The organism is Corallococcus sp. EGB, assembly GCF_019968905.1.
Classification (GTDB): domain Bacteria; phylum Myxococcota; class Myxococcia; order Myxococcales; family Myxococcaceae; genus Corallococcus.
The window spans coordinates 4,389,963-4,405,313 of record NZ_CP079946.1 but is presented as its reverse complement, the minus strand read 5'-3'; the positions used below and the strand labels follow the sequence as shown (position 1 = coordinate 4,405,313).

General features: G+C 71.4%; 14 protein-coding genes. 7 read left to right on the top strand and 7 right to left on the bottom strand.

Going from position 1 to position 15,351, the window contains the following annotated elements; genetic code table 11:
* The first annotated feature begins 40 nt into the window (after positions 1-40).
* On the top strand, positions 41-1,072 hold the full coding sequence (locus KYK13_RS18475) for an LLM class flavin-dependent oxidoreductase (protein ID WP_223646019.1): 1,032 nt from the start codon (positions 41-43) through the stop codon (positions 1,070-1,072).
* On the opposite strand, the gene KYK13_RS18470 is transcribed toward KYK13_RS18475, so the two are convergent.
* From KYK13_RS18470 to KYK13_RS18455, 4 genes are all read right to left on the bottom strand, one after another.
* Complete coding sequence (locus KYK13_RS18470; RefSeq protein ID WP_223646017.1) at positions 1,023-1,532, bottom strand: DUF6232 family protein; 510 nt, start codon at positions 1,530-1,532, stop codon at positions 1,023-1,025. The genes KYK13_RS18475 and KYK13_RS18470 overlap by 50 nt on opposite strands.
* Positions 1,525-1,890 (bottom strand): DNA-binding response regulator, encoded by a 366-nt coding sequence (locus KYK13_RS18465; protein ID WP_223646015.1) that lies wholly within the window; start codon positions 1,888-1,890, stop codon positions 1,525-1,527. The genes KYK13_RS18470 and KYK13_RS18465 overlap by 8 nt, the downstream gene beginning before the upstream one ends.
* A gap of 138 nt (positions 1,891-2,028) precedes the next feature.
* Positions 2,029-3,393: a sigma-54 dependent transcriptional regulator gene (locus tag KYK13_RS18460; RefSeq protein ID WP_223646013.1), complete on the bottom strand. Its 1,365-nt coding sequence runs from the start codon at positions 3,391-3,393 to the stop codon at positions 2,029-2,031.
* Positions 3,371-5,503, bottom strand: coding sequence for a nitrogen regulation protein NR(II) (locus KYK13_RS18455; RefSeq protein WP_223646010.1), 2,133 nt, complete (start codon positions 5,501-5,503; stop codon positions 3,371-3,373). The genes KYK13_RS18460 and KYK13_RS18455 overlap by 23 nt, the downstream gene beginning before the upstream one ends.
* Before the next feature lie 199 nt (positions 5,504-5,702).
* Between KYK13_RS18455 and KYK13_RS18450 the strand changes: the two genes are divergently transcribed.
* From KYK13_RS18450 to KYK13_RS18430, 5 genes are read left to right on the top strand one after another with little or no spacing between them, the layout of a single operon-like run.
* Positions 5,703-6,398, top strand: a complete 696-nt coding sequence (locus KYK13_RS18450; protein WP_223646009.1) for a TetR/AcrR family transcriptional regulator — start codon at positions 5,703-5,705, stop codon at positions 6,396-6,398.
* Complete coding sequence (locus tag KYK13_RS18445) at positions 6,395-7,195, top strand: CoA transferase subunit A (RefSeq protein ID WP_223646007.1); 801 nt, start codon at positions 6,395-6,397, stop codon at positions 7,193-7,195. Before KYK13_RS18450 ends, KYK13_RS18445 begins: the two co-directional genes overlap by 4 nt.
* Positions 7,192-7,941 carry a CoA-transferase subunit beta gene (locus KYK13_RS18440; RefSeq protein ID WP_223646004.1) on the top strand — a complete coding sequence of 250 codons (750 nt, stop codon included), beginning with the start codon at positions 7,192-7,194 and terminating at the stop codon, positions 7,939-7,941. The genes KYK13_RS18445 and KYK13_RS18440 overlap by 4 nt, the downstream gene beginning before the upstream one ends.
* Before the next feature lie 48 nt (positions 7,942-7,989).
* Positions 7,990-9,027 carry a zinc-binding dehydrogenase gene (locus KYK13_RS18435; protein WP_223646002.1) on the top strand — a complete coding sequence of 346 codons (1,038 nt, stop codon included), beginning with the start codon at positions 7,990-7,992 and terminating at the stop codon, positions 9,025-9,027.
* A gap of 42 nt (positions 9,028-9,069) precedes the next feature.
* Positions 9,070-10,320: a hydroxymethylglutaryl-CoA synthase family protein gene (locus tag KYK13_RS18430; protein WP_223646000.1), complete on the top strand. Its 1,251-nt coding sequence runs from the start codon at positions 9,070-9,072 to the stop codon at positions 10,318-10,320.
* A gap of 351 nt (positions 10,321-10,671) precedes the next feature.
* Here the strand turns inward: KYK13_RS18430 and KYK13_RS18425 are convergent, their stop codons facing one another.
* A complete protein-coding gene (locus tag KYK13_RS18425; protein WP_223645998.1) occupies positions 10,672-11,694 on the bottom strand; it encodes an isopenicillin N synthase family oxygenase in 1,023 nt (340 codons plus the stop codon).
* Between the two features lie 35 nt (positions 11,695-11,729).
* On the bottom strand, positions 11,730-13,037 hold the full coding sequence (locus KYK13_RS18420; protein WP_223646652.1) for a FadR/GntR family transcriptional regulator: 1,308 nt from the start codon (positions 13,035-13,037) through the stop codon (positions 11,730-11,732).
* A 647-nt stretch (positions 13,038-13,684) separates the two neighbouring features.
* Between KYK13_RS18420 and KYK13_RS18415 the strand changes: the two genes are divergently transcribed.
* Positions 13,685-14,737, top strand: a complete 1,053-nt coding sequence (locus KYK13_RS18415; protein WP_223645996.1) for an oxidoreductase — start codon at positions 13,685-13,687, stop codon at positions 14,735-14,737.
* A 3-nt stretch (positions 14,738-14,740) separates the two neighbouring features.
* Here KYK13_RS18415 and KYK13_RS18410 read toward each other — a convergent pair whose 3' ends face one another.
* A complete protein-coding gene (locus KYK13_RS18410; RefSeq protein WP_223645994.1) occupies positions 14,741-15,214 on the bottom strand; it encodes a GNAT family N-acetyltransferase in 474 nt (157 codons plus the stop codon).
* Between the last annotated feature and the right edge of the window lie 137 nt (positions 15,215-15,351).

Sequence of the window (15,351 nt, the reverse complement as noted above, 5' to 3'; positions counted from 1 at the left end):
AAGGGCTTTCCCGCCAACCCGTGGCGCGAGGGTCCCACCGATGATCCCCTTCTCCGTCCTCGACCTGTCCCCCGTCATCTCCGGGGGTGACGCCGGACACGCGCTCCGCAACAGCCTGGATCTGGCCCGCCACGTGGAGAAGTGGGGCTTCAAGCGCTTCTGGCTGGCGGAGCACCACAACATGACGGGCATCGCCAGCGCGGCCACGTCGGTGGTCATCGGGTACGTGGCGGGCGGCACGTCGACGATTCGCGTGGGCGCGGGCGGCGTCATGCTGCCCAACCACGCGCCGCTCATCATCGCGGAGCAGTTCGGCACGCTGGAGACGCTCTACCCCGGCCGCATCGACCTGGGGCTGGGCCGGGCGCCGGGGACCGACCCACGCACCTCCGCGGCCCTGCGCCGGGGGCTGGGCGGCGCGGACAGCTTCCCGCAGGACGTGGTGGAGCTGCAGAACTACTTCAAGGATCCGGTGCCGGGGCAGGCGGTGCGCGCGGTGCCGGGCGCGGGCCTGCACGTGCCGCTGTGGCTGTTGGGCTCCAGCACCTTCAGCGCGCAGCTGGCCGCGGCGCTGGGGCTGCCCTTCGCGTTCGCGTCGCACTTCGCGCCCGCGCAGATGATGAGCGCGCTGCACCTGTACCGCACGCAGTTCCGCCCGTCGGACGTGCTCCAGAAGCCGTACGCGATGATTGGCGTCAACGTCTTCGCCGCGGACACGGACAAGGAGGGCCAGCGCCTCTTCACGTCCCTGCTCCAGGCCTTCCTCAACCTGCGCCGGGGCCAGCCGGGCCCGCTGCTGCCGCCGGTGGACAGCCTGGACGGCCAGCTCAACGAGATGGAGCTGGCGGAGGTCGAGCACATGCTGGCGTGCACCGTGGTGGGCTCGCCGGACAGCGTGCGCGAAGGACTCCAGTCGCTCATGGAGCAGACCGGCGCCGACGAGCTGATGGTGACCGCGCAGATCCACGACCACGCCGCGCGGCTGCGCTCGTTCGAGATCGTCGCGCAGGTGCGCGATCAGCTCACGGCCGCTGACACGCCGCCCGCACCGTCCCCGCAAGCCGGGCGATGAGCTGGGCGTCGTGGCTGCCGAAGACGCGGCGCATCCCGCCCGGCAGCCCGAGCACCAGGTAGTGGGTGTCCTCCACCACCAGCAGCGCGGCCATGGACGCGAAGAAGCCCACGGCGGTGGCGATGAGCCCCACCTCGTAGGCGCCCCTCAGCGCGGAGACGCTGACGGACATCGCGGACAGCAGCGGCAGTCCCACCGCCGCAATGAGCCCCATCGCGAGCAGGTAGGGCCACACCTTCGGGCTGCGGCGCGCGGTCTCCACCTGGAGCACGTCGCGCAGCGCCCAGCTCCGGGCGCCCACGACGAGCCGCTCGCCGGTGACGCGGACCTCGCCGGCCTGGAAGAGGCTGGGCTCCCCGGCGTCCACCGCCGGCTCCGGTGAAGCCACCGGGCGGCGCTCCACTTCGCGCAAGGACACAGCGGGGCGCAGCACGGTGACGACGGCCATCGGTTCACCCATGGGTGGTCTCCAACAGAGGAAAGTTCGAGCGCAGGACGGCGCGAAGCTCATCCAGCGGACGTCCCAGCGCGAAACATGCCCGGGCCCCCTGACACAGGGCGCGGGACACCAGGCGCTCGTCCGCGAAGGGCAGCAGGACGACGACAGGGGCAGCGGCGGCGCAGTCCCGTGCGTGGTTCAGCACCGGGAGGATGGCCTCCCCGCGCTCCACATGCGCCAGCACCAGGTCCGGCCGGGCCGCGTCCGCGGCGTCCAGGAACAGGGCGATGCCCAGGTCGCCCAGCACGTCCGCCAGCAGCGACGCCAGGGACTCATCCGCACCGAGCAGCAGGGCCCGGGTTGTGCGCAGGGACGCCACGGCCCCACGTCACAGCAAGCTACATGCCGGGACCACCGCCCCCCGGGGCCACCGAGTGCTCACCCGTGGACCGTGGCAATCCGCCAGCCTCCCGTGGCGGATTGCCATTCCCGCCTCGGACTCCAGGGCAGGTCGCGGCTACCGCTCCCGCTCGCGGCGATGGATGGTGGACACATCGATGCCCAGCAGCTCCGCCGCGCGGGTCTTGTTCCCGCCGCAGTGCTGGACCATCCAGTGGATGTACTCCCCCTCCAGCTTGCGCAGGGTCCACACGCCTTCCTGAGCCTGGGCGAGCGGCGCCGCCGGCTCCGGCAACGGCGCGTGCGGCCGCAGGTCCTCCAGCGTCACCGTCTCCCGGGGGACGAGCACCACCAGCCGCTCCACCAGGTTCTCCAGCTCGCGCACGTTGCCGGGCCACGGCATGGCGCCCAGCGCGGCCACCACCTCCGGTGACAGCGACGTCACGCGCGAGCGAGGGTTGCGCGCGCGGGAGCGGGCGGTGAAGTGCTCCACCAGCTGCGGGATGTCCTCCCGGCGCTCCTTCAGCGACGGCACCCGCAGCGTGACGACGTTGAGCCGGTAGAAGAGGTCCGCGCGGAACCTCCCCTCCCGCACGCGCGCCTCCAGGTCCTGGTGCGTGGCCGCCACCACGCGCACGTCCACGGTGCGGCTGGCGTCCGAGCCCACCGCGCGCACCTCGCCGTCCTCCAGCACGCGCAACAGCCGGGCCTGGAGCTCCGTGGGCATGTCGCCAATCTCGTCCAGGAACAGCGTGCCGCCGTGCGCCTCCACGAAGAGGCCCCGCCGCACGGACGTGGCGCCGGTGAAGGCGCCCTTCACGTGGCCGAACAGCTCGCTCTCCAACAGCGGCCCCGGCAGCGCGGTGCAGTTGACGGCCACGAAGGGGCCGGCCGCGCGAGGCCCCTCGACGTGGAGCGCGCGGGCCACCAGCTCCTTGCCGCTGCCGCTCTCGCCCCTCAGCAGCACCGGGGCCGCGGCGTGCGCCACCCGGTCGATGAGCTCGTACAGCCCGCGCATGGGCGCGCTCCTGCCCACGAGCGCGCCCAGCCCGGAGCGCTCCTGTGACGCCTGCTTCAGCGCCCGGTGCTCCGCGCGCAGCCGGCGGTCCTCCAGCGCGCGGCCCAGGTAGAGGCGCACCTCGTCCAGGCGGAAGGGCTTGGTGAAGTAGTGGTACGCGCCCCGGCGCATCGCCTCCACGGCGCTCTCCACGCCGCCGAAGGCCGTCATCAGCAGCACGGGCAGCTCCGGGTCCACCGCGCGCGCGGCGGCCAGCACGTCCAGCCCGTCCACCTTCTCCATGCGCAGGTCGGTCAGCACCGCGTCGTACACGCGCGAGCGCACGAGCGTCAGCGCCTCCTGGCCGCTCGTGGCCAGGTCCACCGTCCAGCCCGCGTCGGCCAGCGGCTCCTGGAGCATGCGCCCCATCTCCACGTGGTCGTCGACCACGAGGATGCGCGCGTCAGACGGCGAGTCGCTCGGCATGGCGTTCCTCTGGGACAGGGCGGGCCACCGGCCACAGCACGGTGACGCGGGTGCCCTGCCCCTGCGTGCTCTCCAGCTCCACCCGTCCGCCGTGGTTGCGGACGACGTGGGCCACCATCGTCAGCCCCAGCCCCGTGCCCTGCCCGCGCTTCTTCGTCGTGAAGAACGGATCGAACACCTGGTTGAGGCGCTCCTTCGGAATCCCGCACCCGTCGTCGCGCACGGTGAGCGCGACCAGGCCCCACGTCCCCTCCTCGGGGCCCGGCTGCGCGGAGGCGGAGATCTCCACCTTGCCGCCCTCGCTGCACGCGTCGCACGCGTTGAGCGCCAGGTTGATCAGCACCTGCTGGAGCTGATCCGCGTCCGCCGCCAGCGCCGGCACCGACTCCGGCACGTCCACGCTCAGGGTCACCTGCCGCCGCTCCGCCTCCACCTGCAACAGCTCGTGCACGCTCCGGGCGAGCGGCCCCAGCGGCACCGGCCGCACCATCGCGGGCTGCAGCCGGGAGAAGTCCAACAGCTGGCGCAGCGTGCGGCTCACCCGGTCGATCTGCTCGATGATGACGCCCAGCCCCGGGCCCTGCGGGTGCGAGGGGCCCAGCTTGCCCTGCACGTACTCCGCCCGGCCGCGCACCACGCCCAGCGGCGTTCCAATCTCATGCGCGATGCCCGCGGCCAGCACGCCCACCGTGGCCATCTTCTCCGCGCGCAACAGCTGCGTCTCCAGCGCGCGCACGTCGCTCAGGTCCTCCACCACCAGGAGCGCGCGCGTCTCCTCCTTGGGGTCCTCGGCCGTGAGCGGCACCGCGTGCAGGTTGTACGTGCCCTCCTCGCCGAAGAGCGCCAGCGGTTCGCCCAGCAGGCTCCGCGGCCGGTCCTCCTGCCTCGCGGAGGCCACCAGCGCGGACAGCCGCTCCACCACCGGCGCCGGCGCTCCCGGGAACGCGGAGGCCAGCGGCGCTCCCGTCACGTTGCCGGGCACGCGCGAGCGCAGGGCCTGGTTGACGGCGCTGATGCGTCCGTCCTCCGTCAGCGCGAGGACGCCCGTGGGCAGGTGGTCCAGGATCTTCCGCGTCCGGTCATGGAGCGCGGTGAGCTGGGCCGCGTGCCGCCGGCTCTCCGTCAGCGCCACCGCGCGCCGCCGCGCCAGCACCACGTACACCGCGAAGGTCACCAGGAAGAACGCCACCAGCGCGCCCGCGCCCAACAGCCGCACCACCAGCGCCTGCTCGTGCGAGCGCAGCGCCGCGGTGGACACCAGCGTCGCCACCGCCCAGTGGCTGCCGCCGCGCATGCGGATGGGCGTGTAGACCGCCACCACCTCCGAGCGCCCCAGCCCCAGCCGCTCCGCCTCCAGCTCCGACAAGGGCAACATGCCGCGCGAGCCCGCCTTCAGCCGGGACACGAGGAACGCGAAGGCCGGCACGCCCGCGTCCTTCTGGCCCGCGCGCCGGAACCACTCCGCCAGGGCCGGGTCGCTCGCGGAGGTGGGCTGGCCGTGCGTGCCCACCAGCAGCATCCGCGCCTCCAGGTCCGACGTGACGATGCGCAGCGGCGCGAAGAACGACTCCGTGTCCACCAGCACCGCCACCGCGCCCTCGGGCTTGCCGTCCGTGGCGGGCAGCGCCGTGGCCAGGATGCGCAGCCAGCCGCCGTTGGCCGCGTCCAGCATGGGAGACGTGGTGAGGTCCCCCGGCGGACGCATCAGCGCGCGGCGCGCCGTCTCCTTCATCTCCGCGACCAGCCCCTCGCGCGGCACCTGCGCATCCGGCTTGCGGTCCAGCAGCAGCAGCAGCTCCGCGCCGTCGCCGTCGTACGCCGCGATGGCCTTGTACTGCCCCACCGCCTCCAGGAGCGCGCGCAGCTCCCGCCGGTGCTCCGCCAGGCTGCCCGGCTGGGACATCAGCTCGCCGGCGAAGCGCAGGTTGCGGCCCACCTCCTCCAGCGAGTCCGTGACGCCCCCCACGGCCTCGTCCAGCTGCTTCTGCCGGTCCCCCGCGAACTGCTCCACCAGCGCCGTCCGGCTGCGCTTCACGAGCGTCCAGACCCCCACCCCCACGCTCGCCAGCGCGGCGGACAACAGGAGGATGGGCAGGAGCGTGGACCGCATGGGTGACCCGCAACCTAACCCGTCAGGTGGTCCCAAGTCCTTGTTTCCAAAAGCCTTTGTCTCACCTGCCTGCCAGTACTTGCCCGTTGACGGGACGCGTCGAGCGGTGCTACCTACCGGTCGGTAGGCGAGGTGACCTACCGGTCGGTAGGTGGTTTCAGCCCGGCAGGAGCAGGCAGGCCGGCAAGGGAAGGCACGCATGACACCCACGGGGCGCAAACCGGACGAGGGCGAGCGGTACCGGACCATCCTGGAGACGGCGGCACGGCTCATCTGCGAGCGCGGCTACGAGGGCACGTCGATGCAGGAGATCGCCGCCGCGTGCCGGATGACCAAGGCGGGGCTCTACCACCACATCCAGAACAAGGAGCAGTTGCTCTTCGCCATCATGAACTACGGCATGGACGTGTTCGAGGAGCAGGTCCTCGCGCCCGTGCAGGACGTGGCGGATCCGGTGGACCGGCTGCGCCAGTGCATGCGGCACAACATCCACCTGGTGACGAGCGGCCGCAGCAAGGAGGTCATCATCATCCTTCACGAGCACGCCACGCTCACCGGCGAGCCGCGCGAGTACATCGACCGGCGCAAGAAGCGGTACGTGAAGTTCCTGGAGGACGCGTTCGCGGAGGCCAACCGCCTGGGCCGCCTGCGCGGACAGGTGGACCCCACCGTCGCGGCCTTCTCGTTCCTGGGGATGATCCTCTGGGTCTACAAGTGGTTCAAGCCGGACGGGCGCCTCTCCGAGGAGCAGATCGCCGACGGCATGGTGGAGCTGCTCTTCCCTTCCGGCGCGGCGGCCGCGAGCGCCCCGGCCCCCTCGGAGGAGAACAGGGACGCGCCCGCGCTGCGCATGGTGCCGCGCGCCGCCTCTGGTACCGGGGAGGAGCCCCAGTGAACCGCGCCCGGTGGAGCTCCCTGTCGGAGGCGGTGGCCTCCATCCCGGACGGCGCGTCGCTCGCGGCCGGCGGGTTCATGCTGGGCCGCGCGCCCATGGCGCTGGTGCTGGAGCTGGTGGCGCAGGAGAAGCGCGGCCTGCGGCTCATCTCCCTGCCCAACCCGCTGCCGGCGGAGTTCCTCGTCGCGGGCGGGTGCCTGGAGCGCGTGGAGCTGCCCTTCGGCGCGCTGGTGCTGGAGAACCGCGTGCGCCCCCTGCCCTGCCTCAAGCGGGCCATCGAGGCGGGCGAGATTGAATGGCGCGAGCATGACGGCTACCGCGTGGTGCAGCGGCTGCGCGCGGCGTCCATGGGGCTGCCGTTCATCCCCGCGCCGGACTCGGACGTGTCGGAGCTGGCGGAGGTGGACGCGCCGCGCACGGTGGAGGACCCCTTCACGGGCCGCCGCGTGCCGGTGGAGCCCGCCTACTACCCGGACGTAGCGCTCATCCACGCCCGGGCGGCGGACGACAAGGGCAACCTCCTGATTGAAGACCCTACCACGGACCTGCTCGTCGCGGGCGCGGCGAAGCGGATCATCGCCACGGTGGAGGAGCGCGTGACGAGGCTGTCTCGCGTGACCATCCCTGCCTTCCAGGTGGAGCGCGTGGTGCTCGCCCCCGGCGGCGCGCTGCCCACGGGCTGCCTGGGCCAGTACCCGCACGACGACGCGATGCTGGCGGCCTACCTGGCCGCGGCGGACGCGGGTGACGCGAAGGGCTTCCTCATGTCGCTGCGCGCGACGCGGAGCGCGGCATGACGGCGACAGCGATGATGGACGCGACGCCCGCGGAGACGGTGGTGTCCCTGCTGGCGCGGGAGATTGAAGACGGCTCGGTGGTGGCCACGGGCGTGGCGTCGCCGCTGGTCATCCTGGCCATCGCGGTGGCTCGGGCCACGCATGCGCCCGGGCTGACGTACCTGGCGTGCGTGGGCTCGTTGGACCCCGAGCTGCCGGAGCTGTACCCGTCCTCGGAGGACCTGCGCTACCTGGATGGCCGGTCCGCGGAGGTGAGCATCGCGGACCTGTTCGACCACGCGCGGCGCGGCCGGGTGGACACGGTGTTCTTCGGCGCGGCGGAGGTGGATCCGGCGGGCCGCACCAACATGACGGCGTCCGGCAGCCTGGAGAAGCCGCGCACCAAGTTCCCCGGTGTGGCGGGCGCGGCCACGCTGCGGCAGTGGGTGAGGAACCCGGTGCTGCTGGTGCCCCGGCAGTCTCGGCGCAACCTCGTGCCGCAGGTCCAGGTGGCGACGACTCGCGACCCCAGCCGTCCGGTGCGGCTCCTCTCCGACCTGGGCACGTATGAATTGGGCGGACCCCGGGGCGCGCGGCTGTTGTCGCGGCACCCGTGGGCGACGGTGGAGGGCATCGCCGAGCGCACCGGCTTCGAGTTCTCCGCGCCGGACGCGCTGCCCGTCACCTCGCTTCCGGACGCGCGCACGGTGTCGGCCATCCGCGCGCTGGACCCCCGCAACCTGCGCGACGCGCTCGTCGGCGGCTGAAGCACTTCTTCCCCCACCCTCCAAAGCCACACGGAAAAGAGGTACCGCATGGAAGCCGTCGTTCTTCGCCAGTTCGGGAATGCAGAGAACCTGCGTCTGGAGACCGTCCCGGTTCCCCGCCCGGGCAGGGGCGAGGTGCTGCTGAAGGTCCACGCGTGCGGCGTCTGCTACCACGACGTCATCAACCGCCGCGGCAACCTGCCCCGCACGCACGTGCCGGCCATCCTCGGACACGAGGCCGCGGGCGAGGTGGTGGAGGTGGGCCCGGACACGGTGGGCTGGAAGGTGGGCGATCGCGCGGCGACGCTCCAGCGCATGTCCTGCGGCGAGTGCGCGCTGTGCCTCTCCGGCCGCAACAGCCTGTGCAAGACGGACAACCGCTTCTTCGGCGAGGAGCTCCAGGGCGGCTACGCGCAGTTCATGGTGGCCCCGGTGCGCGGCCTGGGCCGCGTGCCTTCCGACCTGCCCTGGGCGGTGGCGGCGACGGTGTGCTGCACGCTGGGCACCGCCGTCCACACGCTGCGCACGCGGGCGAAGGTGAAGGCCGGCGAGACGGTCCTCATCACCGGCGCCAGCGGCGGCGTGGGCCTGGCGGCCGTGCAGCTGTGCAAGGTGGACGGGGCGCGCGTCATCGCCATCACGTCCGGCGAGGCGAAGGTGGCGGCCCTCAAGGAGGCGGGCGCGGACGAGGTGATCGTCTCGCGCGGCCTGGACTTCGGGTCGGAGGCGCGCAAGCGCACGCAGGGCCAGGGGGTGGACGTGGCGGTGGAGATCGTCGGTAGCGCCACCTTCGACCAGACGCTCAAGGCCATGGCGCCCGGCGGGCGCGTGGTGGTGGTGGGCAACCTGGAGTCCGGGGTGGTGAACCTCAACCCCGGGCTGGTCATCGTGAAGGAGCTGGAGATCCTGGGCGCCTACGCGACGACGCGCGAGGAGTTGGACGAGTCGCTCCGGCTGACGGCCAAGGGCCTCATCCGCCCCTTCGTGTCGGAGGAGGTGGCGCTGGCGGACGCGAGCCGCGCGCACTTCCGGCTGGAGAACCGGGAAGTGGCGGGCCGGCTGGTGCTGGTGCCGCCGGCGGCGTGACGCGTTCTGGATTCTTCGACCTTTTGACTTGAGGAGTTCCCCATGAAGAAGCGGGTTGGAATCGAAGCGCTGGCGGTGGCGGTCCCCCGGCGGTACGTGGACATCGAGGACCTGGCGCGGGCGCGCGGCGTGGACCCGGCGAAGTTCACCGCGGGCCTGGGCGCGAAGGAGATGGCGGTCAACGACCCGGGCGAGGACTCCGTGTCGCTGGCGGCGACAGCGGCCGCGCGGCTCATCCAGCAGCAGGGCGTGGACACGTCCAGGCTGGGCATGCTGGTGGTGGGCACGGAGACGGGCGTGGACCACTCGAAGCCCATCGCGTCGCACGTGCACGGCCTGTTGAAGCTGCCGCGCTCCATGCGCACGTTCGACTCGCAGCACGCGTGCTACGGCGGCACGGCGGGGCTGATGGCGGCGGTGGAGTGGATCGCCTCCGGCGCGGCGGCGGGCCGCTCCGCGCTGGTGGTGTGCACGGACATCGCGCGCTACGGCCTGAAGACGGCGGGCGAGCCCACGCAGGGCGGCGGCGCGGTGGCGCTGCTGGTGTCGGAGACGCCGGACCTGCTGGCCATCGACGTGGGGCTCAACGGCGTAAGCACCGCGGACGTGTATGACTTCTGGCGGCCGGTGGGCCGGCGCGAGGCGCTGGTGGACGGGCACTACTCCATCACCTGCTACCTGGACGCCATGGCGGGCGCGTACCGGGGCTGGCGCGAGCGCGCCATGGAGCAGGGGCTGGTGCGTTGGGATTCGAAGCTGCCCAGCGAGCAGCTGGCGCGCATCCTGTACCACGTGCCCTTCTGCAAGATGGCGCGCAAGGCGCACGCGCAGGTGCGGCTGTGCGACCTGGAGGACTCGGGCAACGGGCCGGCCACGCCCGAGGCGCGCGACGAAGCGGCGAAGTCGCAGGCCAGCTACGACGCGCAGGTGGCGAGGTCGCTGGGGCTGAACGCGCGGGTGGGCAACGTCTACACGGCGTCGCTGTACCTGGCGCTCGCGGGCCAGCTGCACGCGGAGGGCGCGGCGCTGGCGGGTCAGCGCATCGGCCTGTTGTCCTACGGCAGCGGTTCCTGCGCGGAGTTCTACTCCGGCGTCGTGGGTGAGAAGGCCGCGGAGCGCATGGCCCGCGCGGACCTGGACGCGGTGCTGGCGAAGCGCGAGCGCGTGTCGGTGGAGGAGTACGAGCGGCTGATGAACCTGCCCTACGACGCGCCGGAGGCGATTGCTCCGGAGCCGGGCACGTTCCGGCTGGCGGAGATCCACGAATTCCGTCGCAAGTACGCGGGCGCGTAAAGGCGCACCCGTTTCAAGGTCGACCCACGGGCGATGCGCGCTTCGGCGGGCATCGCCCGTCTGCTTTCTGCGGAGAGGGCCCGTGACCCAAGCCGCGGGGGCTGCGTGCCCGAACGGGGCGGGCCCGTTGGCCGCGCGCTCCCTCAAGGGGCTCATGAACGTGAAGGGTGAGCGTCTGCGGAACTTCGGATGGCTGGGATGAAGCCGGGGACCTGCGCCCCCGTCAGCGCTACGCCTGACACGCCGCCGCGGACAGCGCCGCCTCCAGCTCCACGCCGCCCAGGTGAAGACCGCTCCCCCTCCCTCCAGGACTCCACTGAGGCCCGGTGGCTGTGGCACTCCTGAGCGCCGCTACAGCACCTCCGAGCGCAGGTCGGGGAACACCTTCCCCACCTTTCCAAGCAGGTAGTCCCCGTAGGTGCCCTGGAAGGAGTGGACGCTCTGGCGGTCCCACCGCTCGGCGTGGTCGTCCGAGCCCGCGTCCTTCAGCGTCGGTGAGTCGATGGCCCGCACCTCCGCCGTCCAGTCCGGATCGAAGAAGAACGGCAGGGACAGCCGGTCGCGGCCCGCGCGGTTGAGTACCCGGTGCGGCGTGGAGCGGTACACGCCGCGCGTCATCCGGTCGAGCATGTCGCCGATGTTGCACACGAACGCGTTCTCCACCGGAGGAGCGTCCACCCACCGCGTGTGTCCGTCCTGGCGCGTCTTCACCTGGAGCCCGCCCGCGTCGTCCTGCTTGAGGATGGTGAGCACGCCGTAGTCTGTGTGCTCGCCCACGCCCCAGACCGGCAGCCCTTGGGCGTCCACCTCCGGGCCCGGCGGGTAGTTGAAGATGCGGAACAGCACCGTGGGGTCCGCCATGTAACGAGTGGCGAAGAAGTCCGCCTCCAGGTCCAGGCTGAGCGCGATGCCGGACATCAGCGCGTGTCCCAGTGACGTCAGGGCCGCCATGTACTCGAGCACCGCACAGCCCAGCCCTTCCGGCTCCCGGGGGAACAGGTTCGGACCATGCAGCGGTGTGCCGGCGCGCACACGAGGATCATCCGGAGGCAGCTCCGTTCCGAAGTACAGCCCCTCCTTGCGGTCCGGCCGGCCCGACGTGAGCTCCCCGCCCACGGGGAAGAAGCCTCGCCATGCCTTCCCCCCGAACCCCATGCGCACGCGCAGCTTCTCCTCCTCCGGCCGGGCGAAGAAGTCCCGAGCCAGCGCCTCCAGCCGCGACTGGAGCCCCACGTCCACGCCGTGGCCCACGACATAGAAGAAGCCGGTGTTCCTGCAGGCCGAGCCCATGCGGGCGGCGACGTCCCGTCGGGCCCGGAGGCTCGACATGGGGTCGACGAGGGCTCGGACGTCAATGAGGGGCACGGTGTCCATGGTGCGAACTCTACGCAGGAGGCCAGGACCGTTGCTCAAGAAGGAGGCCGTCCCGCGGACATGGCCATCGAGCGCCAGAGACGCGCAGCCCACTGCCCCAGGCGTCCCAAGGCACCGTGAAGCAATCCACCCGCCATGCGCGCCCCCCCGTGGCCCTGCCCAATGGTGCCGGCAAGTGGAGTCCCGTGCTGGAAGCCCCCCATGGGCGAGGATGTGCGTCCACCCGTCGGACCATCAGCCAGGCCATCGACGACTGCCCCTTCAGGACACGAGTCGCAGGGCGCGCACCGAGCCTCCCCTGGAGTGGATGGAGGTAGCAGTGTCCCGCTGGAGGGCTCTGAGGTGAGGCCCTCATCGGGGCCAGTCGAACCCTCGCCTTCGTCAACATCCACAGCGGCAGATACAGGCCCCTCGGAGCCCGACGATTCCAAGGTGGGACCTGAATCCAATGCCCCGCCATGCACCTGGGTTGGCGCGAAGTGGGCTGAATCGTGCTCCGCAGCAAGGCGGCCAGGCTCAGGCGTCGCGATGAGGGAACAGGGCTCCACCGCCGCGCCCGAATCGGGAACTGGCACTGGAGCCTCGATGGAGCCCCCCGGGACACGCGAGGCATCAAGTGAATCAGGTTCAAGAACAACAGGGGCGAAGGCGTTCAGCACGCGCTCGTCGCACGCCTGCATCAGCGCCGGCAGCTCCTGCTGAAGCGCCCGCGTGTCGCGCTCTGACAGAGCATGCATGGCGCGAATGGCCCACTCGCGCAGCGCTTCACCTCCCATGAAGGGCAGCAACCGGGCCGCGCCTCCTAGGAAGGCCCGCTGCAGGGACTGAACGAGGAGCACATGTCCGGGCCGCTCCGCCACCCGGGCCGCCAGCCGCAGCAATTCGAATTCCACCTGGGCGCACCGCTCCCCCGACTCCCAGCGCGCCGCGTCCCAAAGCCCGAAGCAGAGCTGCGACAGTTGATTCAAGTCCCTCTCGGAAGCCTTCGCGCAGCAGTCAACCAGGAGCTCCACCAGCACCTGTCGCCGGAGGCTGAAGGAGCCCTCCAGCAGCCACCGGGCCTCCGGCGAGCGCGCGTCATGCAGCGCCAGTCCCAGGTTCTCCAGCGTCAGGGATTCGTCCAGCGCCACCGCGCGCGTCTTGCGCCCGGGGCGCTGCACCACCAGCCCCCGCGCCGCCAGCCGCCGCAGCGCCTCTCGCATGGTGCCCCGGCACACCTTCATGCGACGCGCCAGCTCTACTTCCGAAGCAAACTGCCCGCTTGGGTGCAGCTGTCCCAGCGCGATACTGCGCTCGATCTCAGATTCCACATACGCCACGAGTCCACCACGTCCCATCCCCAGCTCCCTTCCTCGTCCCAGCATCGCCATCCAACCACAGGGGTCTGACATGGATGCGGAAGGCAAACCGCCTGAGTCTTCGGCTAAGACAGCGCGTCCCCGGGCCGCGGGCTGCGAAAACCTGTCGGACTGTCGGACAAGTTCGTGGCTCGGGCACCGTGCTGCGAAAACCTGTCGGACTGTCGGACAAGTTCGTGGCTCGGGCACCGTGTGGTCCAGACCTGTCCGACTGTCGGACAAGTTTTTGAAGAGCGCGCCCGGCAGGCGGCCCCTCCCCGTGGCCCACCCTTGAGCCCGCGCAGGTCCAATGTCGCTACGCACCGCGGCCTCTGTCCGCGGCCCCACCTTTGCGTACGCGCAGCCACGACGGCGGGCCCCACGCCTGCGACTGCCCGTAGCGTCACCCTGTCCCTGCGGCGCCATGACGGTGCGGCCCACCATGAATTCCATCCATGACTCCGCACTGGATTCCGTCTGGCTCGACTTCGCGTTCCCCTGCGTCCATCCGGGGGCTTGCGGGGCCTTCTACTCAGGCACAACATCGCGTCCCGCTCCTGGTGACCTTCCTAGCGACGCGTGTCAGGAAGGTGGCGGGAGCAGGTGCTCGCGGCTGTCCGCATCGGGCGCACTTCCCGCTACGCTTTCGGTTCATGACCTCCGCTCGCGTCCCTGGCTCCCCGCTGCGGGTCGGCCTCCTCGGCTATGGCCTGTCTGGCTCCCGCTTCCACGGGCCCCTCATCGCCGCGGAGCCCGCGTTCACCCTCGCCGCCGTGGCTTCGAGCCGTGTGGATGCCGTGGCTCGCGACTGGCCTGGCGCCCGCGCCGGCACCGTGGAGTCGCTGCTGGCGGATCCGGACCTGGATGTGCTCGTCGTGTGCTCGCCCAATGACTCGCATGCGTCGCTCGCGGGACAGGCGCTGCGCGCGGGCAAGCATGTGGTGGTCGAGAAGCCCTTCGCGCTCGACGCGGACGAAGCGCTGCGGCTGGATGGGCTCGCCAGGGAGCGTGGGCTGTGCCTCACCGTGTTCCACAATCGGCGCTGGGACGGTGACTTCCTCACCGTGCGCCAGCTGCTGGAGCAGGGACGGCTGGGGACGCTCTACAGCCTGGAGAGCCACTTCGACCGCTTCCGGCCCCAGGTGAAGGCGCGATGGAAGGAGCAGGACGTGCCCGGTGGCGGCACGCTGTGGGATCTGGGCTCGCACCTCATCGACCAGGCCGTGCAGCTCTTTGGCCTGCCGGAGTCCGTGTCCGCGGACCTGGGCCGGCAGCGACCGGGCGCACAGGGAACGGACTGGTTCCACCTCGTGCTTCGCTATGGCCCGCTGCGCGTGGTGCTGCACTCCGGCTCGGTGGTGCATGCGCCGTGGCCCCGCTTCGTGTTGCAGGGCGACCGGGATGCGTACCTGAAGCACGCGCTGGATCCACAGGAGGGACAGCTCGAAGCGGGTCTGCGTCCCGGTCATCGGGACTTCGGCCGCGAGCCCGCGGAACACCATGGCCGGCTGCTGGCCTCGGGGGAGACCGTCGCCACCGCGCCCGGCGACTACGGCCAGTTCTACCGGCAGCTCGGCGCCGCCATCCTCCACGGCGCGCCCGTGCCCGTGACGGCGCTGAGCGCGAGCGAGACCGTGCGCGTCATCCAGGCCGCGATCCAAAGCGACATGGAAGGCCGTCGCATCCCGCTACCTCCGCGCGACTGAAGGTCAGAGCACCTTCTCCAACACCAGGAACGTTGGCGACACATGACCGGCATGCGTGCCATGGGAGTGGAAGGCATAGCCCTGGCGCGCGTACCACGCGTGGTGCGATGTGAGCGTGATCCGCACCGACAACCTCACGCGCATCTGGCCCGACTCGCGCGCGCGGGACTCCACAGCTTCCATGAGACGCAGTGACACGCCCTGCCCCCGGTGCGACGGCAGTACCGCGAGCCGATCCAGGTACAGATGGTCTCCCTTCGGATGGAAGAACACGCATCCGAAGAGGACTCCTTCCGCCTCCGCGACGAAGGCGCCTCCGTCCACCAGTTCGTTCCTTACCAGAGCCTCCGTCTTGTCGTGCGCGCTGGACGGCGGATCCAGACGGCCCCGGTATTCCTCGAAGGCGCCACGCAGCACCTGGGAGATCCTCGCGGCGTCGGCGGCGCGGGCTTCGCGGATCCGGAAGGGCTCGGGCATTCCCGAAGTCTAGTGGAAACGTCCGGCGCGGGCGTTCCAACACCACGGTGAAACACCGCTGAAATACGCCACCAGACACCGCGCGTGGAGCGGAATTCCCGCGCGGTTCACGCGCCTCGCACGTTCACGCGCCCAAG